We start from the raw sequence: 22,375 nt of genomic DNA, 5'->3' as shown, positions 1-22,375 counted from the left end.
ATATGAAAATAAATATATCCTGATGAAAGAAACAGTAATGAAAAATGGCGATTTCCCATTCCAATAAAATCAAATATTATCTACATATGAAACTAATTTATTATATCCTTATCGGAATTGTATTTGCATCCTGCAATTCAGAAAACAAAAAGGCCGAAAAACCAGATGCAATGCCAATGATGATGATGCCAAATTTTGAAACCGTATCAATCAAAAAAAGCAATCCTCAGGTACAATTAAAACTTGCAGGTGAATTAATTTCGGATCAGGAAACTGCTATTTACGCCAAAGTAAATAGTTATGTCAAAAAACTTCCTGTAGATATTGGCTCGGTAGTAACAAAAGGACAAGTTATACTTGTACTCGAAGCCCCAGAAATTCAGGCACAATTGGCGGCAGCAAAATCAAAATGGAAAGCACAAGAAGCCATATACATTGCTACAAAATCTAATTACGACCGAATGTTCAAAGCAAATGAAACAAAAGGAGCAATTGCCAAAGATGCATTAGATCAGATTACAGCTAGAAAACTAGCGGATCAAGCGCAGCTAGAAGCAGCCAAATCAGCTTATCAGGAAATACAGATTATGAACGATTACTTGGTAATTAGAGCGCCGTTTAGTGGAATTATTGCCGAAAGAAATATCGACTTAGGTTCTTATGTTGGGCCAATGGGAAAAGGCTCAGACAAACCTTTATTGGTACTTCAGGATAACAAAAAACTGAGAGTTTCTCTTTCAGTTCCCGAAGCCAATACAGCTTATTTAAACTTGGGCGATTCAATACATTTTAAGGTCAATTCGATTCCTCAAAAAAAATATATGGCAAAAATATCTCGAAAATCAGGCGTACTAGATTTCAAACTTCGTTCAGAGCGCATCGAAGCAGATATCATGAAAATGCATCCTGAGCTTAAGCCTTTAATGGTGGTCGAAGCAACATTGCCTTTGCAAGCAAAAGAAGCCACTTTTTTCATTCCAAAAACTGCCTTGGTAGAAAGTAATATTGGTATGTATATAATTCGAATCGAAAACGGAATCACCAAAAACATTCCCGTTTCAAAAGGACGCCCATTAATGGATAAAATTGAGGTTTTTGGAGCGTTAAATGAAGACGATACTATACTCTTAAAAGCCACTGAAGAAATTGTAGAAGGAACAAAAATTAAAAAATAAAACCATGAAAACATATAGCAAATACCTAGTTATTGTAGCAATTGCTGCGATTCTAATTTCTTGTAAAGACAAAGAGAACAAAGAACAAACTGTAGCACAAACTTCACAGGAACAACCAATGCAGCAAAACCCAGCCCCTAATAAGGCCAAACACGTTCCCACCGATGAGGTATGCATGGTGAACGATAAGCATATGGAGAAAAAACAAATAGAAGTTCCTTTTGATGGAAAAATGTACTACGGATGTTGTAACATGTGTGTAGAACGCATTCCGAATGACGAAACCGTTCGCAAAGCAACAGATCCTTTTACTGGGCAAAAAATTGACAAAGCTTCAGCATATATAGTGTCATTAAACGAAGAAGGAAATGTCGCTTATTTTGAATCAGAAGAAAATTTTCAGAAGTTTATAAAAGAAAATGAACTAGCAAAAAACTAATCAGAAAAACCTATAAACTAAAATCCACTTTACTAACAATAAAGTGGATTTTTTTGTTTTATAAAGTATCCTTTTAAGAAGCTATTCCTGCTGTCCACTATATCTTTTCTTTGCTAAAGAAACAAAGAAAAGGATGCCGTTTCTCCCGATAACTATCGGAACAGGGCTAAACAATCAATTTCCTTATAAACCAAAGCCAAAAGAGCTGTTCAAGTTATCTGAGGTAGCTCTTTTTATTGACAATTTATCTTGATTATTTCAAGTCAAACTAATTATACTTTCTTCCACCAATTGTAATAGTTATGGTCTTGATCTAATTCAAATCCACATTTAGGATACAAAATATTCCCAATTTCATTAGTCTTTTCAGTTTCCAATAATAACCCACAAGCACCAGTTTCATCACAAAACTGTTTACATCTATCAATTAGATCCCTAGAAAAACCTCGGCCTCTAAAATCAGGATCAACAAATAAATCACTTAACAGCCATTGTCGCTTTAATGCCTTATAATGGAACAGTGAATACAACTGAGCAAATCCTACAAATTTGCCATCTGCTTTAATTAAAAATGTAGTTGTTTCATTATTACTAATTCGCTCCTTAAGAAAAGCTTTTCCAATTTCAACATTAGATGCTTGTCTATAAAAAACACGGTAACTGTTAAACAATTCAGCAAATTCATCCAAATGATTCAATGTAGCAATTTCAATGTGTTTCATAATGTAATAATTTTAAGTAATGATTTATAAAGGAGCAAATGTCATTCATTACAGGAGTATTCAGTTAGTCCAGTTTTAACAAACAAATAGGACCAGATAAAATAAGGCAACATAAAATGGCTAATTTTGAACCATAAGAATATTTTAATAAAAAAGCTGATGTTAAGACCCTGGAAAACCATTTTTAATATTTCATTTAATTCTGATCAAACTCTGGTAGAACAAATAACCGAAGTCATCCGAAAAGAAATTATTAAAGGAAGACTTGAAAGAGGCACTCCTTTACCAGGTACCAGAATTCTAGCCGAAGATATTGGAGTAAACCGAAAAACTGTTGTATTTGCTTACGAGGCCCTCATTGAAGAAGGATGGCTAGAGAGCAAATACAAATCTGGAACATTCATATCAGAGAATTTACCCTTAATAGAAAAACAGCAACCAACGGTTCAAAAAAAGGCAGCTACTTTTGAATACATTCATTACAATCCCTTTTTCCTCACCGATCGTGCACACGAAGGAAGCCGTATTGTTTTTAATGAAGGAGCTCCAGACACCCGACTAGTACCTCTTAAAGAATTATCCAGAGCATACAAACGCATCTTTCAGCGCAAAGGAAAATGGGGATTACTTGGTTATAGTAGCGAAAAAGGAGATTATAAACTACGAGAAATGCTCTCTATAATGCTTTCTAGAGATAGAGGTCTTAATGTCGATCCAGATAATCTATGCGTAACCCGAGGAAGTCAGATGGCAATATATCTAGTTGCAAAAGTTCTTATCAAACCCGGTGATACTGTGGTAGTCGAAAATCCTACCTATTATGCGGTCCAGAAGATCTTTCGTGAAACAGGAGCTATTTTAAAAACAGTTGAAATAGATACCGAGGGAATTAATGTAGAGGAACTTGAAGAATTATGTCGCAGGACAAAAATCAAAGCGGTATATGTTACCCCACATCACCAGTTCCCTACTACGATTACCATGAAAGCAGGGCGAAGAATCAAATTACTAGAACTATCCTTAAAATATAATTTTGCTATAATCGAAGATGATTACGATCATGAATACCACTTTGGAGCAGGAAATAAATTGGCTTTAGCCAGTAGTGAAAAGTCAGATAATGTAATCTACATTAGTTCGCTAAGCAAACTCATCGCTCCGGCAATACGTGTAGGTTACGTTACAGGTCCAATAGCCTTCATGGAATCTTTGGTAAACTTGCGTGTACAAATTGACCGTCAAGGTGATACTATTCTAGAACACGCAATAGCCGAATTAATGGAAGATGGAACTATAAAAAGGCATGCTCGTAAAGTAGTCGCTATCTATAAAGAAAGACGTGATTTAATGGAATCCTGCCTACGTGAAAACTTTGGAAACACTATTAGCTTTCAGAAACCAACAGGAGGACTCGCTTTTTGGATAAAATTTAATGAACCAATAGACTTGACTCAATACATAGCATTACTAGAACAAAAAGGAGTTCAAATTGTGCCTCCAGAGAGTTTTTATTTAGATAACCAACCTACTAATTCTATAAGACTTGGTTATGGCTCGCTAAACAAAGAAGAACTTATAGAAGGATTAAAAATCATGGGGAAAGTTTTTAAGGAATTAAACTCCTAAACATTTTTCATTACTCTTTCTAACTATACGTTACGTTCAAATAGTGACAATAGATTTTCAAAAACTCAATAAAAATGGTCGCTATTTCTTAAATAACGAGTCATTTATTTGAGTTTAAATAAAGTTTAATTCCTTGTCTCTTGATAATTATCAAGCTTCTAATCACTTTTTAGGAATGATTATGTATTAATTCATAATCCAAAACTTACATTTAATATAATTTAGCTACCCAAAAACAAGCAACAAATAACTATAAACCAAACAAATACGCAAATTATTGCTTATTCATTATTATTTTAAATCTAAAACTCACTCACTTTTTTCATATACGTCGTAAAAAAACTACAATAAAACACTATATTTATCTACGAAGCAACGTACACTTAACGAAATTATCAATTTCAATAATATCAGAATTTCAGCTAGAGAATATAACAATATACCAAAAACAAAATACTTAAAATAAGAAAAATCTGAAGTAAATAATATTGCTTCGGTTTGGTTTATTTAAACATAAAAATTTAAATGTATATTTGTTTCTCTGCTTATTTTTTTTACCCCTCACAATATGAATGACTTAAATAAAACGTATACCATTAATCTTAGTTTTGAAGAAATAAAACTTCCTCCGTTTCAAGATATTCTTGTTCTAGCAAAAAACTCCATTCAAGGTAAGATTGGACTTTCAAAATCTTTTGAATTATTAGTCCCAAATGGCTTTGAAACTATCGATGTTAGCAATAAAAACATAGAAACTGTTTTTATCAATAAAAACATACTTACTAAGATTAACAAAGAAAAAGTAATCCAAATTTTAGAAAAAAATGTTTTTCCATTTATATCAGAAGGGGAACTTATAAGTGTCGATTTCAAAATAAATATTTCTGTAAAAAATATAGTGCTTAAGGATTTTTAACTATGAGTATAACGCCATTTGTAAATTACGATTATGTTACATTAGATGCCTATGCAGGTGTTGTAACTGCAAGACGTAGCGAGTTTATAGAAAAAGGTATTGTTGTAATGGAAGAGAATGAAGCCATTGGCATCCTTACCTCTTCTGATTTAGCAAAAAAACAACACTTGATTATTATAGATTGCCTCACCGAAAAACCTGTTGTTTGCAAAACGGATAAAATTACCGACGTACTTAATGTCATGGATAGTAGTGGACAAAACGTTTTAATGGTATACGATAAAGAAACCTTTGTAGGTACAATTTCGCAAAATGACATCATATATCATCTAAATTCTAGCCTAAGCATCCAAAAACAAACAATACAATGGGCAGCTCATGATCTAAAAAATCCAATCGCTTCCATAAGAATGATAAGTGACATGCTCCAAAGCAACCTTAAACTTATAGAAAACAAACAGCTAGTAGACTATTTAAACCAAAGTTGTGATTTTGCTTTTAAAATTATTGAAGATGTCCTAATCACCGAGCAAGTTACTGAAGAAGCTGCTTTTTATGCATTCGAAGATTTTGATAGCCTAATTGAAGATTCCATTACTTATTTTTCTAAAGAACTTGAACAAAAACAAATCACTTTAGTAAAGAATCTTAATTTCGGCAAAACTATTAAAATTGATCATGCAAAATTTGAAAGAGTAATCCATAACCTACTATCTAATAGTCTTAAATTTACGTATGAAAATGGAACTATTGACATCTCTACATCTACAGAAAACGATAAGTTAAAACTAGTTGTAAAAGACGATGGAATTGGTATCCCAAAAAATTTACAAGAACATATATTTGATAAATTTACCCAAGCCAAGCGAACAGGAACAGCTGGCGAACACACTACTGGACTAGGTATGTACCTAACTAAACAAATTGTAGAATTACATGGTGGTACCATAGAAATGGAAAGTGATGGTGAATCAGGTACTTCCTTCTCAATTTTCTTGAATTTGACTTAAAAACTTTTTTATTAATCTATAATGATTAATAATTCTCAACTATATAAAAAGGGTCCAACTTTAATCGAAAGTTGAACCCTTTTATTTTAATTTAAAATCTATTTAGGTTAAGACTATAATCCTTTTTTCCCTTTTTCAACATAACTTGTATCTCCAAAAGACACTACAGTAAATTTACCATCTTCGTAAATTACTTTACATACAGAAGCATTTGCCATATGAGAACGTGGTACCTCTTTTCCTGTTATATTAGATAGCATTGTACCTATCGCCATTCCGTGTCCTACCATAAATATGTTTCCGCCGCCACTAGCTGCTTCTTTTTCAGCAATAGATCGCAGCGCTTTTTGAGTTCGTGTTCTTACTTGTTCATAATCTTCAGCCATATTTAGTTTGTCTAATTTTTTCACAACCTGCAATGGCTCATCTACTCCATTCGCTTTTACATGAGCAAAAAGATCATCTAGGTTTTTAAAATGGAGATAAATCGCTATATCACCCCACATTTTCGAATTCAAATCGCCCTCATAACTTCCAAAATTAGTTTCTCTCAAATTTTCTGTTTCAATAATTGGGATCTTAGTATCTCCTTTTGCTTTTAATACAATATTAGTTGTTTGAGTTGCACGACCTAAATCACTTGTATAAGCGGCCTTAAAGTCAATTCCCTTAAGCCCTTTACCTAAAAACTCAGCTACTTCAATTCCTTCAGGAGTTAATGGTGCATCGGACCAACCTTGTACTCTATCAAGTGTATTTAGCATTGTTTTTCCATGACGAGCAATATAAAAGGTAACATTTTGAGGTTTGGTCTTTATTGCCTTTTTAGATTTTTGAGCTGTAATGATTGAAGTTGTTCCCAAAAAAACAACCAATAATAAGATGATTTTATATCTTTTCATAATAACAAATTTCTATAATTTATAATTTTACTTTTATTCCAAATTCAACTGTAAAAGGACGCATATAAGTCCCTACTAATGGTCTGCCGTCAAAAGCTTGAGCTTCTTCTGCAGTTGTTGTATTAGTTCCCGAGATAGATCCTTGTGCTCCCTTTTGATTTAAAAAGTTCACAACATTAAGATTTAAATCTATTTTTTTATTCAACTTACAAGCAACTCCTCCAAATGTTTCCCAACGACTAGCAAAAAATAAGGTGTTAGGATAGTTTGCCGCTTCTTTACTAAAGTAACGAGTACTAACCCATACCCTCCAGTTTTTATAAGAATAACTTGGATCTAGTTCAACAAGAACTTTTGATACGCTACGAGCAGTACCTCCACTAAAATCATAAATTTTATTTCCTTCAGCAGCAACTTCACTTAAATCGACAACAAAGTTTTTGTACTCAGGATTTTGAAGCGTTAGCAACGCATGAAATTTAAATCCTTTAAAAGGCTTTATTTCCATGTCGGTAGTCCACCCTATCGTTTGAATATCATAAGTAATTGTTTGTTTGTGTCCTCCCTGAAAAGAAGAATTGTTTTTGAAATTGTTACGTTGTATGTACGTTATTTTAGAAACCAAACTCACCAAAGGATGATTAAAATAAGTTCCTGCAGATGCTCCTGGAATCTGTGAAGGTGAAATATTTGGATCATCAGCACCCGAATAATTACTTAAATTACCAGCTACTTCTGTATAAGAAATATCAGCTAAGAACCCAATATTATCAAATGTCTTATGAAGAAAACTAGCTGTAAAAGCTTTATTAAACCAATCTTTTTGTATCGATTGTCTCTTAGACATATCTATCTGATTATTTTGAAATCCCTCTTCTTTTGCCGCATCTCTGCTAGATTTAGGATACCAAAAACCATCAATACGTTGCCATTCTAATCGGGCTCCAAAATTAAATTCTAATTTTTCATTCGCAATCCATTTTTCAGTTCCATAAAGGGCTAGTTTATTTTCTCTACCTGAATAATATTGTAAAGCCGCGTTATAACCTGAATTCCCATATTCATCAATTCTAGAATCGTTTACCCAATTTCCATTACTATCTTTTATCTGAGTAATTAATTTACTAGGATTAGCAGCTACTTCCTGAATCATATTGTAGGTAGACTGATAGTAGTCATCTATCTTATAATTAAACTCATTTAAGCCAATTGACCAATGGTGCTTCTGAGTCTTTTTACTTAAATCGACTCTCCCCATAATCGTATTCTGTGAAATTTTTGGTGTATTTAGTGCTAATACTCCTTGCACATAATCCCCTTGATACACTTCATTCTGATTATCTACATATACATAGCGATTTTTTGAATCATCAATTTTCCTTAGACTTGTAAAATAAGGATTGTACAAACCTGATTTAGCATTCTGATAACGGACTACATAATCTAGTTTCATGCCATTCCCAAGTCTATTATTACCCATGATATCTATCGCATTTGTAGTAGATCCCATATCTTTCATTTGATCAAGTATTTCCCTTTGTCCAGTAATAGGATTAATTATAATTGACTTTCCTGAACGTTCTAAATAAGAATTTCTTCCTATTTTAAAATCTCCAAACTGACTTACTGTTCCGTCCAAATTATAAGTATAAGGACTCACTTTAGAACTAATTCCCTCAGAATTTGCAAACTTGTACTGAACTGAAATTTCCCCTTTGCCTGCATTGTATCTCTTACTGATTACCCCTTTATAAATTTGAGTTTTATCAAAATAGTCTGTGAAGTCAGACTTAAAAGTACCTGGGTCAAAATTTAAAAATACACTTCCAGCATAATACCAATCGTTTTTTAAAGGACCACTAAAACTTACATCTCCTCTTAAAAGCCCAAATCCATTAGAATTAAGAGCTAAATTCTGCTGGTGTTTCTCAGTTCCTCTATTACTATAGGTACTTACTGAAACTCCTACATCTCCAATAGAAATAGCTGTTTCTCCAACTGTTTGCACCTGAAACTTACTAAATCCTGATCCTGCTCGCCAGGCGCTTGTAGGGTTTTGACTTGCCCAATTATAAACAACTGGAAGCCCATTTTCTAAAATTGTAGTACCACCAATACTGGCAGGCAAACCAATATTTACATTTCGCGGACCATTATCATTAGAAGCATTCAACATCACATTCTGTGCTTCTTCCTTTACTAATTTAATTACTTTTTTTTCCTTTTCTATTTTTACAATACTATCCTTTTTAATTTGAGAATAACTGTTAATAGAAAACACCATATTCATTACAACAATTCCATAAAATAATTTACATCTCATACTCCGTATGTTTTTAATTAATACTACTTCTAATTTTCTTTTTTAATTATGCTGCGATATCAAATAGGAGTAAATCAATCCTGTTAGTTATCGCTTCATAAAGAAGCAATAGTAAATCAAAATTTTAATAATCAAAAATAAATACTGTTAAAATTAAAAATAAAGAAAGAAAAAACACACAATAAATTCTTCAGCAAAATAGCTTAAGTAGTGATATAGCCTAGCTAAAAATCGTTTTTGATGATTTAATTCCCGGTAATATATTAAGTCTATGAAAGGATATACTAGTTTTAATTAACTAAGTAAAATTCAATAAAAAAGATAGCTAAAAACTCCCTTTTTTTGTTGGCACCAAAAGGCTATCTTTTCAGCTTCAATTTATTTTTCAACAAATCCAAAAGTTTGATTAAAACCAATAAAACACTATTAATTAATTATTTACAGAGTAATGAAAGTACATTTTATTTTTTATTACTGTTTTCCCCACTTTAGTTTTAAATCCTTTTCAGTATGTTTGTATATAACTACATTTTTGAACTGAGATTAGCTCAAAAAATTAAAAAAACTTGAAAGATTATCGATGGCTTCAAAATTTTCATTTTTACAAGATAAATATCCCGAATTATTTGCTATCAGTGAATTATCTGAAAAGCTATACTATTTAGACCCTAGCTCTTCTTTATCAAAATTGCGCCTGTTTTCTGAAAAAATGACAATCTTAATTTGGCAGTTTGAAGATCTAGCATTTTTTGACGGTAATCAAGTCGATCGAATTAATCAATTGTTTTATAAAAATTGTATACCAGAGGTAATTAAAGATTTGTTGCATACCGTAAGAAAGTCTGGAAATAAAGCCAGTCATGATGGAAACGGTACAAATTCTGAAGCAGTATTTATATTGAAAAAGAGTTATCAATTAAGCAAATGGTTCTTCGAAACATATGAAAATGATTTTCTAGAAAAAGGAGATTATCAACTTCACGAAAATAACCATAATGTAACAATTACAGCGCTTAACAACGAATTAGATAAATTATCTAAGGAAGTCATTGATTATCAAATAAAAATAGCATCTTTCAATGCTACACCTGAAATCATTTCTAAGAGAAAAGAAAAATCGAACCGAAATGCTAATAATATTACACTTGACGAAGCCGATACAAGGAAAATATTAATTGACAAACAATTGTCTGAAGCTAGTTGGGAATGTGATTCTTTGCTGATCAATTACAAAAACAACAAAACACTTCCTGAAAAGGGCAAAAACAAAGCTATTGCAGAGTGGCCTTGTAAAGGCAAATGGGCTGATTATGCACTTTTTATTGGAACAGAATTATATGGTATTGTTGAAGCCAAGAAATATGCAACTGACATTTCTACTGATTTACAACAATCAAAAATTTATGCAGAGTTAGTAGAACTTTCACCTGATTTTAAAACTCTAGGTCAATGGAATAATTTCAAAGTTCCCTTTTTATTTTCTACGAATGGTCGAAATTATTTAGAGCAAATTAAAACGAAAAGTGGAATTTGGTTTTTAGATATTAGAAAAGAACGAAATAAAGCGCAAGCATTAAGAGGCTGGTTTTCTCCACAAGGAATCGTAGAACAATATTCAAGAGATGTTGAAACTGCAAATATCCGTCTTCAAGAGAGTGATTATGATTATCTTCAAAATCCAAACGGATTAGGATTACGCTATTATCAAATTGATGCTATAAAAGCCGTTGAAGAAAAAATCATTCAAAATCCTGAAGATAAACGTTCGCTACTTGTTATGGCAACTGGTACAGGAAAAACAAGAACTACCATAGGTTTTGTATACAGAATGATAAAATCCGATCGTTTCAAACGTATTTTATTTTTAACTGATCGTCGATTATTAGCAAGTCAGGCTTTAGGCAATTTTAAGGATAACAAAGTCGAAGATATTAATACATTTTCCAACATTTATAAAATGGAAGAAATGAAAAGTGTATTTCCTGAAGCTGAAACACGTCTACATTTCGCAACCGTACAAAGTATGGTAAAAAGATTATTTTATACAGCCAATGAAATATTGCCTATCGATACTTACGATTGTATTATTATTGATGAAGCACATAGAGGCTATAATCTTGACAAAGAAATTAACGAAGAAGATTTATCTTTTAAGGATGAAAACGACTATGTCGGGCAGTATAAAAGAGTAATCGAATATTTTAATGCATACATCGTAGGATTAACCGCAACCCCTGCTTTACATACTACAGAGATTTTTGGAAAACCTGTACACAATTATTCCTATCGCGAAGCTGTTATCGACGGGTTCTTAACAGATCACGAACCTCCTTACATCATTAAAACAAAATTAAGCGAAGAAGGTATATTATGGGAAAAGGGAGAAAAACCAAAAATGCTTAATTCTGAAACTAATGAAATCGAAGAACTTGCAGAATTAGAAGATGAGTTACATATTGAAATTGAACAATTCAACAAATTAGTAATTACAGAATCTTTTAATCGAGCAGTTATTAAAGAGCTAGTTCAAAGATTAGATCCCGAAGGTGATGAAAAAACATTGATTTTTGCTGTTCGTGACAGTCATGCCGATTTGATCGTTCAATTGCTATTTGAAGAATTTGAATCTATTGGCGTTGAAGTTCCGCAAGATACAATACAAAAACTCACCGGTAAAGTTTACGATGTAGAAAATTTAACCAAACGTTTTAAAAACGAAAAATTCCCAAACATTGTAGTTACAGTCGATTTGCTAACAACTGGAATTGATGTGCCTCAAATAGTTAATTTAGTATTTATTAGAAGGGTTCGATCACGTATTCTCTTTGAACAAATGTTAGGAAGAGCGACACGATTATGTCCAGAAATTGACAAACAATTTTTCAAAATTTATGATGCCGTTCGTGTATATGAAGCTTTAGAAGATTATACTCAGATGAAGACTGTTTCTAATCCTTCTATTTCATTTCAAAAATTGATTGAAGAATTAGAATATATTGATACACCTGAACGTGCTAAAAAACAATTAGAGCAAATTGTTGCAAAATTGCAGCGAAAAAAGAAACAAATTGATGAAAATCAAAGAGATCATTTCATGTATTTGGCAAAAGGTGATTCACCAGAAGAATTTATCGAGAATCTCTTAGAGATTGAAAACAACAACATCAAAAAAGTGCTTACTTCTTATACAAGTCTTTGGGACTTTCTAGACAAAAAAATCTATCAACCTAAAATGCAACTTGTTTCTGAGCATGATGATCAAGTAATAGGTATTGAACGTGGTTATGGAAAAGCGGAAAAACCAGAAGATTACATACAAGGTTTCAAAAAATATATTGAAGAAAATCGAAATCAAATTATAGCATTAAGAACTATTTGCACTAAACCGGCAGATCTAGATCGTAAATCATTGAAGGAGCTAAAATTACTACTAGATGAAAAAGGCTATAATGAAATAACACTTTCGACAGCGTGGAAAACAGCCAAAAATGAAGATTTGGCAGCAGATATTATTTCATTCATACGAACTTTAGCTCTGGATACACATTTAATAAGTCATGATGATCGTATTAAAAATGCCATTAACAAAGTAAAGAATAGTCGTCCTTGGAATGCCACTCAACTAAAATGGCTAGATAGATTTGAAAAACAATTATTAGTAGAAACTGTATTAACAAAAGCCGATTTAGACTCAAAACCATTTAGTGATGAAGGTGGATTTACAAAATTGAATAAAATATTTGAAAATGATTTAGATAACATTTTATCTACATTAAATGAAAATTTGTATACTGCCTAAACAAAATTATTTCCTTCTTTGCAGAAAAAACAAATAATACCCATAATACATAATTTGAGGAATATCCTCACAACAAATAAACAATGAGCGCACAAGAAATAGCCAACAAACTCTGGAATCTTTGTAATGTATTACGTGACGATGGTGTAACCTATCACGAATACTTAAACGAGTTAACCTATATTCTTTTTTTAAAACTAAGTGAAGTAAAAGGATTTGATGAGCACATTCCTGCCGAATACCAATGGCAATATTTTGTAAAAGAACACGACAATAATAAAGCTTTTGCTCGCTATCGTGAATTTCTAGCGACCGTAAGCACCAAAACCAATAGCCAAAGCATCAAAGAAATATACAGTAATGCTTCAACTAGTTTACGTAAACCTGTAAACTTTCGCTCTATTGTAACTGCTATTGATAAACTCGATTGGTATGAAGAGAACGACCGTGATGTCATGGGAGACATTTACGAGAGTTTATTAGAGAAAAATGCAGGCGAAAAGAAAAGTGGTGCAGGACAATATTTTACTCCTCGCTCACTAATTAACATTATGGTCGATTTGATAGCCCCAAAATTGGGTGAACGTTGGACAGACCCAGCAGCTGGAACTTTTGGATTCATGATTTCAGCTGATCATTATTTACGTTCTAAATACGACAATTATTACCATTTATCTGAAAAAGATAGAAACTTCCAAACAAATCAAGCATTTTCAGGAGTAGAATTAGTTCCTGATGCGCATCGTTTAGCATTGATGAACGCTCGTTTACATGGAATGGAAAGCAAAATTTATCTAGGAGATACTTTGACTGAATTTGGTAAAACTCTCAAGGATTTTGACGGTGTGTTAGCAAATCCTCCATTTGGAACGAAACAAGGAGGCGAACGCCCTACTCGTGATGATTTTACGTTTCCTACAAGTAACAAGCAATTGAATTTTTTGCAGCATATTTACCGTAGTTTAAAAAAAGATGGGAAAGCAAGAGCTGCGGTTATATTACCAGATAATGTATTGTTTGAAGATGGCGACGGACAAAAAATACGTCGTGACCTAATGGACAAATGCAATTTGCATACTATTTTACGTTTGCCAACTGGTATTTTCTACGCTGCTGGTGTAAAAACTAATGTTTTATTTTTTACCAGAGAAAAAACAGAAACCAATAATACACAAAATGTTTGGTTTTATGATATGCGTACCAATGCACCAAGCTATGGAAAGCGCACGCCTTTTACAGAAAAAGCCTTTAAAGATTTTGTGTTGGCATACACCGGTGGAATATCTTTTGACAAAGTAGAAAAAGACTATAATGGATTAGTTTCTGATGAAAAAAGAAAAACTATTAAAGACGAAAGATGGCTAAGTATTTCTCGTACTGAAATTGAAAAAAAGAATTTCAATTTAGATTTAGGCCTAATTGCAGATAGTTCTTTAACAAACTCTAATGATTTAGGTGAACCTATTGATATTGCTAGAGAAGCTCTTTTAGAATTGCAAAGTATTACTGAGCAATTAAATGCAATGATAAAAGAATTAAGTTAATGGAAAAGCAATTGCCAAAAAACTGGGTTGAAATTCCATTTACAGACATCTTCGATATAAATGGCGGGACGCAACCACCGAAATCAGTTTTTATAGATGAACCTAGAGATGGATATATAAGACTTTTACAAATTAGAGATTTTGGAAAAAAACCAGTTCCAACTTATATTCCTGATACAGGGAAATTAATGACATGTCAAAAGGATGATATTCTTATAGCAAGATATGGAGCTTCAATTGGAAGAATAGTTACGGGAATGGAAGGTTCTTATAATGTAGCGCTTGCAAAAGTTGATATACCCCAAAACATGAATAAAAGTTTCGTAAAATGGATATTAAAATCTAATCTGTTCCAAGAGCCAATTTTATCAATACAAAGAACCGCCCAAAATGGATTTAATAAAACTGATTTAGCTTCTATTTATATCCCCCTCCCACCATTGAATGAGCAAAACCGAATAGTAACCAAACTAGAATGTCTTTTTGATCAATTGGAAAGCATAAAAACTAGTATGGCAACTATTCCTGTTTTGCTTAAAGACTTCAGACAGCAAGTCTTGACGCAAGCCGTTACTGGAAAATTGACAGAGAGTTGGAGAGTTGGGAAGGAGTTGGAGGAATGGAAGGAAATGAAAGTTGGTAATTTAATTGATTCTATTCAAGCAGGAAAAAGTTTTTTATGTCTTGAAACATCAGTGAGTCAAGGTCAAGTTGGTTTAGTAAAAATAAGTGCCGTTACTTGGAATCAATTTAATCAAAAAGAAACTAAAACAGTCGAAGATAAAAGCAGAATAAACAATGCTTTTTTTATAAAAAAAGGGGATTTTTTAATTTCAAGAGCAAATACTTTAGAACTCGTAGGCTCATCCGTAATTGTACATGAAATTGATTTCGATATAATGCTAAGTGATAAAGTTTGGCGAATTAATTTTAAAGAAGAACTTAATAAAAAATATTTAAATTACTATTTAAAAACTAAAAAAGGAAGATCTGAAATCGAGTCAAGAGCTACTGGAAACCAACTTTCAATGAGAAATATTTCTCAAAACAGCTTTAAGGATATTGATATAAAATTACCTTCATTAAAAGAAAAAATAGAAATAATTAGATCTATTGAAAGCTTGTTTACCAAAGCCGATGCTATAGAAAAACAATACGAAACCCTCAAAAAAAAAATAGATACTTTGCCACAAGCTATTTTACATAAAGCGTTTAAAGGCGAGTTAGTAGAGCAATTAGATACGGATGGAGATGCTAGAGAATTGTTGCAACAAATACAGGAGTTGAAAGGGCTGTCTATTAAAGTGGAGAAAAAGAAAGTGGTTACAAAAAAAGTGAAGCTCTGAAAAATAAATCATTTTCTTTTATAAAAACTATTGACTTATCCTAAAATTGTAATTATAATTGAAGAAATAACAGATTATAATAAACAAAAAATTATGGAAAAAGATTTAAAAATAATGAATGAATTCAAAATAGCAATGTTTGAATTAACTCAAAAAGGTACTGTCAAAACAAGTTTAATTGAGGTTCCTGGTGGAACTTTTACAAGAGTTTCAATTATAATTAACAACATTAAACATCATGCAAATAATGTAGACCAAATGGTAGCTACAATCCAACTAAGAAACCAATTATGAAATTAAAAAAACTATATTCTTTACGAAAAGACTTTACGATTATTGGATTAACAGGTAGAGTGGGCTCAGGTTGTTCAGAAATTGCTAAATGGCTTTTGTCAGATAATTTCGACAATAATATTTTAAATTCAGTCAAAAGAAATTCATTAGAAGCAGAAGAAATAAAATTTGAAATATGTTGTAATTATTTAAGTCATTCAGATAACTGGAAACAGTTTCATGTCATTTATTATAAAGATGTTTTACTCTTGCATTTATTTCATCAAGGAATAATTGAGAACAAAGAAGACATTAATTCATCGATTAAAAATATTATTGACATTATTTTTCAAAATGGCGAAAATGGCACTTTTAAGAAGTTCACTAATCGATTTGACTTAAAAATTGACAGCATTTTAATTAATAAAATTGGCGATTTTCTAAATAAAAATAAAAAATGGTTTGAGAAATTAATTGAATTAAGCTGTAATGATTTAAATGTTTGCTTAAAAGAAAAAAAAGACGATCCTGATTTTTTTGAATTTTACTTTAATTTCTTTGAACAATTCTCAAAAGAGTTTTATGAAATTTTGAACAATTATGACATCACCAAGCGAACAAGATTGGTTCATGATTTAGCAAATAATTTAAGAGAATATGGTACTGTAAGAAACCTTGAACACAATATTCAGAAAAAAGATAAAACTCTAGATAACATTTATACCGTTGCTGAAACAATTAATAAATTAATAAAAGTTTGGAAAGCAAATTCCGAGAATACAAAAATTGTAATTGATGCCTTAAAAAACTCTTTAGAATTAATGTATTTCAAAGAAAAATATTCTGCTTTTTACATGATTGCAACTAACAAAAGTGACATAGAAAGACGAGAATATGTTGAAAAACAGATAAGAGATAAATATAAGCATTTAGACAACGATAGTGTTTTAAAACATTCAAATCAAATTTTATTTTTAGATGAAAATGAATATGATGGTGGCGATGTAAACAAAGGGGAATTCTCCTCACCTGACACCGAAAATTGTATTCAAAAAAGTGATTACCATATTTATTTTTCAAATACAGAGCAAGGAAAAAAGGAAAAACCGCAATCAACTAGTAACTATGACTTTTTAAGCATTGATAGACAATTAGTTAAATTAACATCTTTAATACATCAACCTGGCATTATTACACCTACTGGTATTGAAAGGTGTATGCAGGTAGCATATAATGCTAAATTTAATTCGGGTTGTATTTCAAGACAAGTCGGAGCTGTTGTTACTGATGAAAATTATTCTGTCAAATCTATTGGATGGAATGATGTTGCACAACATCAAATACCATGTAACTTAAGAAATGTTGAAAATTTGTTAACACCTTCTCCTTCAAATTTATTTAGTGACTATGAAAAATCAGGCGGTGAATTTAGAGATGAAAATGATAATGTTAGAACCTTTAAAGATTTTCTACAAGAGGATTATAAAGATTTAAAAAATGTGGCGGTAAATCTTGAGGGTAAAAACTGTCCATTTTGTTTTAAATCAGTTCAAAACACGTACGAAAAAGAAAAAAACCAAGTACACACAAGATCACTACATGCAGAAGAAAATGCAATGATGCAAATTACTAAGAATGGTGGCAATGGACTTAAAGGCGGTAATTTATTTACAACTGCAAGTCCATGTGAGTTGTGTTCAAAGAAAGCATTTCAATTAGGTATTAAGAAAGTTTTTTATATTGATCCATATCCCGGAATAGCAACTAAACATACTTTAAAAAATGGTATTAATGAAACGTACAACCCACAGTTAATAATGTTTCAAGGTGCTGTTGGTCGAGCTTTTCATAAATTATATGAGCCTTTTATGGCATACAAAGATGAATTAAAAATACTCACAAATATTTCACCAAGAGAACGATTTAATGAAGAAGATATTAAAAAATTAAGTGAGAAATTCAAGAAACAGCCAGAATTATTTGAAAAAGTAAAAAGTGAAATTTCGAAATAACTAAATAAAGAGCATGAATATATTTTTCGGTAAAATTTCACAAAAAATAGATATAAATCAAATAAATGATGGTTATTATATAGCTCCTCAAGGTTCATCTTGGTATGGAGATTTGAAAATAGGTGATTTCGTCTATTTGATTGGTGGCGACAAAATACAGTTTTGGAAAGCCCGAGAATGGAATATTAAAAATGGTAAAGATATTTTAAAATTTGATGTGTTAAATCGTGATCTAGGAATTAACGTTTCACAATTAATTGCATTAAAATACTTATACCTAACTAAAGCATTGGCAGTCCTAACTTCAAGATCTGCTCGAAGTAAAGCTTTTTTTAAATTAGAATTGTTAAAAAATATTCCACTAACTGATTTGTCAGATTCTCAATTTTATAAAAATCCTGAATTATACAGATCAATTAAAATTGTCAAAAGTCAAGATGTTATAGAAAATTCAGAGGATATTCAATTAACTTTTGAAAACAGCAAATTAAAGTTAATAGATAATGATTTTATAGATAATTCAATTAAAGAACAATTTATTGATAATTTAGATAAAAGAGGAAATGGCGCTAAAATGAAAGATCCTGTTTTAGATTTTTTCTTTAAAGCAGCAAATAATCTTCCAACAACAGTTACGCACAAACAAATTGGATTACGACGTTTTTATGATACCTTTTTTTGTGAATATAAAAGTAGTGAAAAGTATTTTCTTGTTGGAGCATTTTGGGATACTGAAAATCCACAAGATCAAACAGGGCGTTTCATAAAAGAAAGCATTTGGACTAACGGATATACAGACAAATTTAATAAGGAGGTAAATGGTGTTCCTGCAGGAAGTAATATAGCTATTAAATCAGCATTTGTTCGAGAAAAGACAAAAGCAGTTATGGCAATAAAAGCTAGGGGAATTGTAATACGGAATCTAAACGACGGTCAAAACCTCGAAATACAATGGGAAGAAGACTTTAAACCTTTTGAAGTTGATTTTGGCGGATATATGCAAACTATAAAGGAAGTTACCAAAAAATCAGATATTGAGATAATATGGAATGATGATACCCAATCAAGTCAAGAAAAAAATCCTGTACAAACTAATACTATAGCTACTAATATGTATATTCCAAAAAACCAAATTCTTTACGGGCCTCCAGGAACTGGGAAAACCTATGAACTTCAGCAAATTATAAAATATTGGGATTTAGATGAAAAAACAGGAACTGAAAAAGATTATAACTCTTTTGTAAAAAACTATACCTGGTGGCAAATTATAGCGCTAGTCTTATTTGAAAAAGAAAAAATAATCGTTCCTGATTTAGCCCAACATCCTTTAATCATTGCAAAATTAGGATCTAGTAATGTTAAAAGTTTAAAAACTCGATTATGGAGTAGTTTGCAAAATCATACTGTAGATAATTGCATAAATGTAAAATTAGCGAAACGTGTAGGTGAAAAAGTTTTCTATAAAGAATCAAATTCTGAATGGAGGTTAGATAGCAGAGCTGAATTTCAATCAGAATTTCCCCCTCTCATAGAAGCCTACGAAGAATTCAAAATAAGCGACAATACGAAGAGCAAGGAATATACTTTTACAACCTGTCACCAAAGTTTGAGTTATGAAGATTTTATTGAGGGGATAAAACCAAGGTTAAACGATTCTGACACATTAGACGATGAAGAATCTAAAAATTTAATCTATGAGACTAGAAAAGGGATCTTTTACAATGCTTGCGAAAAAGCAGCACAAAAGGCGGGTTTTATTAATCTCAAAGATTGTCTGAGTAAGACCAAAGAAAAAAGAAGAATTGCTTTTGAAAAAGCTGCTGTAACGGGCAACATTCATGTTATATTTTTAGATGAAATAAATCGATGCAATGTGTCGAATGTTTTTGGAGAGTTAATAACTTTAATTGAAGATGACAAACGTTTAGGCAGAGAAAATGAGATTGCTGATATAACTTTACCCTATAGCCAAGAAGAATTTGGCGTACCTTCAAATTTATATATTATTGGTACTATGAATACTGCTGACAGAAGTATCGAAGCATTAGATACTGCCTTACGAAGAAGATTTAGTTTTGAGGAAATGTTGCCTCAAGCAAACTTGCTAACTCCGTCTGGAATGTATTGCCGTTTATTATGGAAATATGAGTTTGTTGGATGGCAGGATAAAAAATTCGTTGAAAAAGAAAATGAATTATTTTCGTTGTTAGAAGTTTCTGAAGAGTGGCGTACTAATAAGGTTAGTGTCTGGGAAACAATGAAAAAAGAAAAAGACAAATCTAATATTTCTTATTTTGATTCTTTTTCTGTTAATGGAGTAGATTTAAAAAAACTGTTGGAAAAAATCAACAAACGTATTGAATATTTAATAGATAAAGATCATACTATTGGGCATAGTTATTTTATGGCAGTAAATAATTTTGATGATTTAAAATTAGCATTCAGAAATAAAATTATTCCTCTTTTACAAGAATATTTCTTTGGAGATTATGGTAAAATAGGATTGATCTTAGGTCAAGGCTTTTTTGAGCCGATTAATTCTGAAGAAAATGATATTTTATTTGCTGAATTTCATGATTATGATGGATCTGATTTCACTGAAAAAACCATCTATAATATAAAGGATATTTTATTATTTGAAGATGAAGAAATGAAAATGGCTATTGCAACATTACTAAAATAGATGGCTGGATATACTAAAAAAATAGTTGTTTTTGAACATGAAATCCTTCGGTATGATAGAGGTGAAAAAAAAATATCCAAAGAACAATTCGAAGCTCTTGAACGCTATTATGGTGATGGTGTGCCTTATTACAAATTGGTTCATCATGGGGTTCAATTCAATGAACATGTTGGTGTAATTCAAGTTGGCAGTACTCTAATTGAAGTATTACCTAAAGCGGATAGAAAACCACTCTCGATTTCGGAAGATAATAAATGGCGTGATTTATTAATTGGTATGCTTAAAGCCGTTGGAAGTTTCGATGTAAAATCTACAAGTTCAAGTAATTTAAAAATCAAACCCAACACAATCTTAGACTTGTATTTGGAACTATATCTTAAAGAATTAGAATATTTAATTCATAACGGATTAATTAAAAAATATAGGAAAAGGGAAGCTAATGTAACAGCATTAAAAGGAAGTTTACAATTTGCTAAACAGATTCAATATAATTTAACTCATCAAGAACGCTTTTATGTGAAACATACAACCTATGATGTAGAACATGAACTGCATTTTATTTTGTATAAAGCTTTAAAACTGTTGAAACAAATCAACACAAACAATGATCTTCACAGTCGTATCGGATCTCTATTGCTAAACTTTCCTGAAATGCCAGATATTAAAGTAACGGAAGCTACATTTGATAAAATACATTTTAATCGAAAAAATCAGCACTATAAGAAAGCAATTGAAATAGCAAAATTATTATTATTAAAATACCATCCTGATGTTAGCAAAGGTAAAAATCATGTCTTAGCTCTAATGTTTGATATGAATTTACTTTGGGAACAATTCATTTATATAAGTCTAAGAAAAAAAACAGAAGGAGTTACAAAGGTAATCTCTCAATCTCTAAAATATTTTTGGAGACCTGAAACTGGTAGAAAAACTCGAATGATCCCAGATATTGTTATTGAAACTTCAACGGGTAATATTGTTTTAGATACCAAATGGAAAAATCTAAATGGCAGTAATCCTTCTCCAGATGATTTACGTCAAATGTACGTTTACCATGAATATTATAGAGCCAAAAAAGTAGCTTTGGTATATCCAGGTAAAAAAGAAAATGGAAAGTCAGGAACTTTTTTGGATTTTGGCGGTTTAGTCGGAGATAAACATTGTAGCGTTTTGTTACTCGATATAAATGAAAAAGGCCACATTAAATCGTGGCAAGAAGAAATAAGAACAAATATTTCTGCCTTTATAAATAAGACTAATAACTAAAGACTAATTAAAAAATATAAGTTTTTAATTTTAAATTATACATTTTTCCAACTTCACTACCCACAAGTTCCGAATAAATCGGTAATAAAATATCATTTTGTGAAACAAACTGACATATGCCTGATTCCAGGAATGTGGGAATCTTAAAGAATTTAAAAAACCCAAAACTACATATATCTAAAATCACTTTCCAAAAAAAGTACTATAATTCAAGAAGGGTGTAGAATAAGCAATGATATATCCCATTCTACAATAAACACATTGATTTACTTATACGCATATTAAAAATTTGAACAAATTCCATTCAAATACTCAACAATTAAAATAGAGAGTAAACAC

15 protein-coding genes are annotated in these 22,375 nt (G+C 31.3%); 12 read left to right on the top strand and 3 right to left on the bottom strand.

Features of this window, described 5'->3' with window-relative positions:
- Positions 1–86: 86 nt before the first annotated feature.
- Together LNQ49_RS18530 and LNQ49_RS18525 are read left to right on the top strand one after the other, a co-directional pair.
- Positions 87–1,175 (top strand): efflux RND transporter periplasmic adaptor subunit, encoded by a 1,089-nt coding sequence (locus LNQ49_RS18530; RefSeq protein WP_229990494.1) that lies wholly within the window; start codon positions 87–89, stop codon positions 1,173–1,175.
- Between the two features lie 4 nt (positions 1,176–1,179).
- Positions 1,180–1,614, top strand: coding sequence for a hypothetical protein (locus LNQ49_RS18525; RefSeq protein ID WP_229990493.1), 435 nt, complete (start codon positions 1,180–1,182; stop codon positions 1,612–1,614).
- A 272-nt stretch (positions 1,615–1,886) separates the two neighbouring features.
- On the opposite strand, the gene LNQ49_RS18520 is transcribed toward LNQ49_RS18525, so the two are convergent.
- A complete protein-coding gene (locus LNQ49_RS18520; protein WP_229990492.1) occupies positions 1,887–2,336 on the bottom strand; it encodes a GNAT family N-acetyltransferase in 450 nt (149 codons plus the stop codon).
- Between the two features lie 159 nt (positions 2,337–2,495).
- Here LNQ49_RS18520 and pdxR point away from each other — a divergent pair, with 159 nt between their 5' ends.
- The 3 genes from pdxR to LNQ49_RS18505 all read left to right on the top strand — a co-directional run bounded on the left by pdxR (position 2,496) and on the right by LNQ49_RS18505 (position 5,888).
- Entirely contained in the window at positions 2,496–3,962 is a 1,467-nt protein-coding gene (pdxR, locus tag LNQ49_RS18515; RefSeq protein WP_229990491.1) for a MocR-like pyridoxine biosynthesis transcription factor PdxR, read from the top strand.
- Between the two features lie 568 nt (positions 3,963–4,530).
- Positions 4,531–4,878, top strand: coding sequence for a hypothetical protein (locus LNQ49_RS18510; RefSeq protein ID WP_229990490.1), 348 nt, complete (start codon positions 4,531–4,533; stop codon positions 4,876–4,878).
- Positions 4,879–4,880: 2 nt separating this feature from the next.
- Complete coding sequence (locus LNQ49_RS18505) at positions 4,881–5,888, top strand: ATP-binding protein (RefSeq protein ID WP_229990489.1); 1,008 nt, start codon at positions 4,881–4,883, stop codon at positions 5,886–5,888.
- A gap of 113 nt (positions 5,889–6,001) precedes the next feature.
- On the opposite strand, the gene LNQ49_RS18500 is transcribed toward LNQ49_RS18505, so the two are convergent.
- Positions 6,002–6,790, bottom strand: coding sequence for a histidine phosphatase family protein (locus tag LNQ49_RS18500; protein ID WP_229990488.1), 789 nt, complete (start codon positions 6,788–6,790; stop codon positions 6,002–6,004).
- A gap of 19 nt (positions 6,791–6,809) precedes the next feature.
- On the bottom strand, positions 6,810–9,113 hold the full coding sequence (locus tag LNQ49_RS18495; protein ID WP_229990487.1) for a TonB-dependent receptor: 2,304 nt from the start codon (positions 9,111–9,113) through the stop codon (positions 6,810–6,812).
- 580 nt (positions 9,114–9,693) lie between these two features.
- On the opposite strand from LNQ49_RS18495, the gene hsdR reads away from it, so the two are divergent.
- From hsdR to LNQ49_RS18460, 7 genes are all read left to right on the top strand, one after another.
- Complete coding sequence (gene hsdR / locus LNQ49_RS18490) at positions 9,694–12,912, top strand: type I restriction-modification system endonuclease (protein ID WP_229990486.1); 3,219 nt, start codon at positions 9,694–9,696, stop codon at positions 12,910–12,912.
- Positions 12,913–12,995: 83 nt separating this feature from the next.
- Positions 12,996–14,456: a class I SAM-dependent DNA methyltransferase gene (locus tag LNQ49_RS18485; protein WP_229990485.1), complete on the top strand. Its 1,461-nt coding sequence runs from the start codon at positions 12,996–12,998 to the stop codon at positions 14,454–14,456.
- Complete coding sequence (locus LNQ49_RS18480; protein WP_229990484.1) at positions 14,456–15,802, top strand: restriction endonuclease subunit S; 1,347 nt, start codon at positions 14,456–14,458, stop codon at positions 15,800–15,802. Before LNQ49_RS18485 ends, LNQ49_RS18480 begins: the two co-directional genes overlap by 1 nt.
- 93 nt (positions 15,803–15,895) lie before the next feature.
- Positions 15,896–16,096, top strand: coding sequence for a hypothetical protein (locus LNQ49_RS18475; protein WP_229990483.1), 201 nt, complete (start codon positions 15,896–15,898; stop codon positions 16,094–16,096).
- Positions 16,093–18,087, top strand: coding sequence for a cytidine/deoxycytidylate deaminase family protein (locus LNQ49_RS18470; protein ID WP_229990482.1), 1,995 nt, complete (start codon positions 16,093–16,095; stop codon positions 18,085–18,087). Before LNQ49_RS18475 ends, LNQ49_RS18470 begins: the two co-directional genes overlap by 4 nt.
- Before the next feature lie 13 nt (positions 18,088–18,100).
- Positions 18,101–20,770, top strand: coding sequence for an McrB family protein (locus tag LNQ49_RS18465; RefSeq protein WP_229990481.1), 2,670 nt, complete (start codon positions 18,101–18,103; stop codon positions 20,768–20,770).
- Positions 20,771–22,036, top strand: a complete 1,266-nt coding sequence (locus LNQ49_RS18460) for an McrC family protein (protein WP_229990480.1) — start codon at positions 20,771–20,773, stop codon at positions 22,034–22,036.
- Positions 22,037–22,375: the final 339 nt, after the last annotated feature.

It is taken from the genome of Flavobacterium pisciphilum, assembly GCF_020905345.1.
GTDB lineage: Bacteria > Bacteroidota > Bacteroidia > Flavobacteriales > Flavobacteriaceae > Flavobacterium > Flavobacterium pisciphilum.
Note: the sequence above shows the minus strand (reverse complement) of the source record. Positions and strands in the feature narration are given on the sequence as shown.

Bases quoted from the DNA above. Each gene is read 5' to 3' on its own strand.
- LNQ49_RS18530 (WP_229990494.1), top strand. From the start codon at position 87: ATGAAACTAATTTATTATATCCTTATCGGAATTGTATTTGCATCCTGC.
- LNQ49_RS18525 (WP_229990493.1), top strand. From the start codon at position 1,180: ATGAAAACATATAGCAAATACCTAGTTATTGTAGCAATTGCTGCGATT.
- LNQ49_RS18520 (WP_229990492.1), bottom strand. From the start codon at position 2,336: ATGAAACACATTGAAATTGCTACATTGAATCATTTGGATGAATTTGCT.
- pdxR (WP_229990491.1), top strand. From the start codon at position 2,496: ATGTTAAGACCCTGGAAAACCATTTTTAATATTTCATTTAATTCTGAT.
- LNQ49_RS18510 (WP_229990490.1), top strand. From the start codon at position 4,531: ATGAATGACTTAAATAAAACGTATACCATTAATCTTAGTTTTGAAGAA.
- LNQ49_RS18505 (WP_229990489.1), top strand. From the start codon at position 4,881: ATGAGTATAACGCCATTTGTAAATTACGATTATGTTACATTAGATGCC.
- LNQ49_RS18500 (WP_229990488.1), bottom strand. From the start codon at position 6,790: ATGAAAAGATATAAAATCATCTTATTATTGGTTGTTTTTTTGGGAACA.
- LNQ49_RS18495 (WP_229990487.1), bottom strand. From the start codon at position 9,113: ATGAGATGTAAATTATTTTATGGAATTGTTGTAATGAATATGGTGTTT.
- hsdR (WP_229990486.1), top strand. From the start codon at position 9,694: ATGGCTTCAAAATTTTCATTTTTACAAGATAAATATCCCGAATTATTT.
- LNQ49_RS18485 (WP_229990485.1), top strand. From the start codon at position 12,996: ATGAGCGCACAAGAAATAGCCAACAAACTCTGGAATCTTTGTAATGTA.
- LNQ49_RS18480 (WP_229990484.1), top strand. From the start codon at position 14,456: ATGGAAAAGCAATTGCCAAAAAACTGGGTTGAAATTCCATTTACAGAC.
- LNQ49_RS18475 (WP_229990483.1), top strand. From the start codon at position 15,896: ATGGAAAAAGATTTAAAAATAATGAATGAATTCAAAATAGCAATGTTT.
- LNQ49_RS18470 (WP_229990482.1), top strand. From the start codon at position 16,093: ATGAAATTAAAAAAACTATATTCTTTACGAAAAGACTTTACGATTATT.
- LNQ49_RS18465 (WP_229990481.1), top strand. From the start codon at position 18,101: ATGAATATATTTTTCGGTAAAATTTCACAAAAAATAGATATAAATCAA.
- LNQ49_RS18460 (WP_229990480.1), top strand. From the start codon at position 20,771: ATGGCTGGATATACTAAAAAAATAGTTGTTTTTGAACATGAAATCCTT.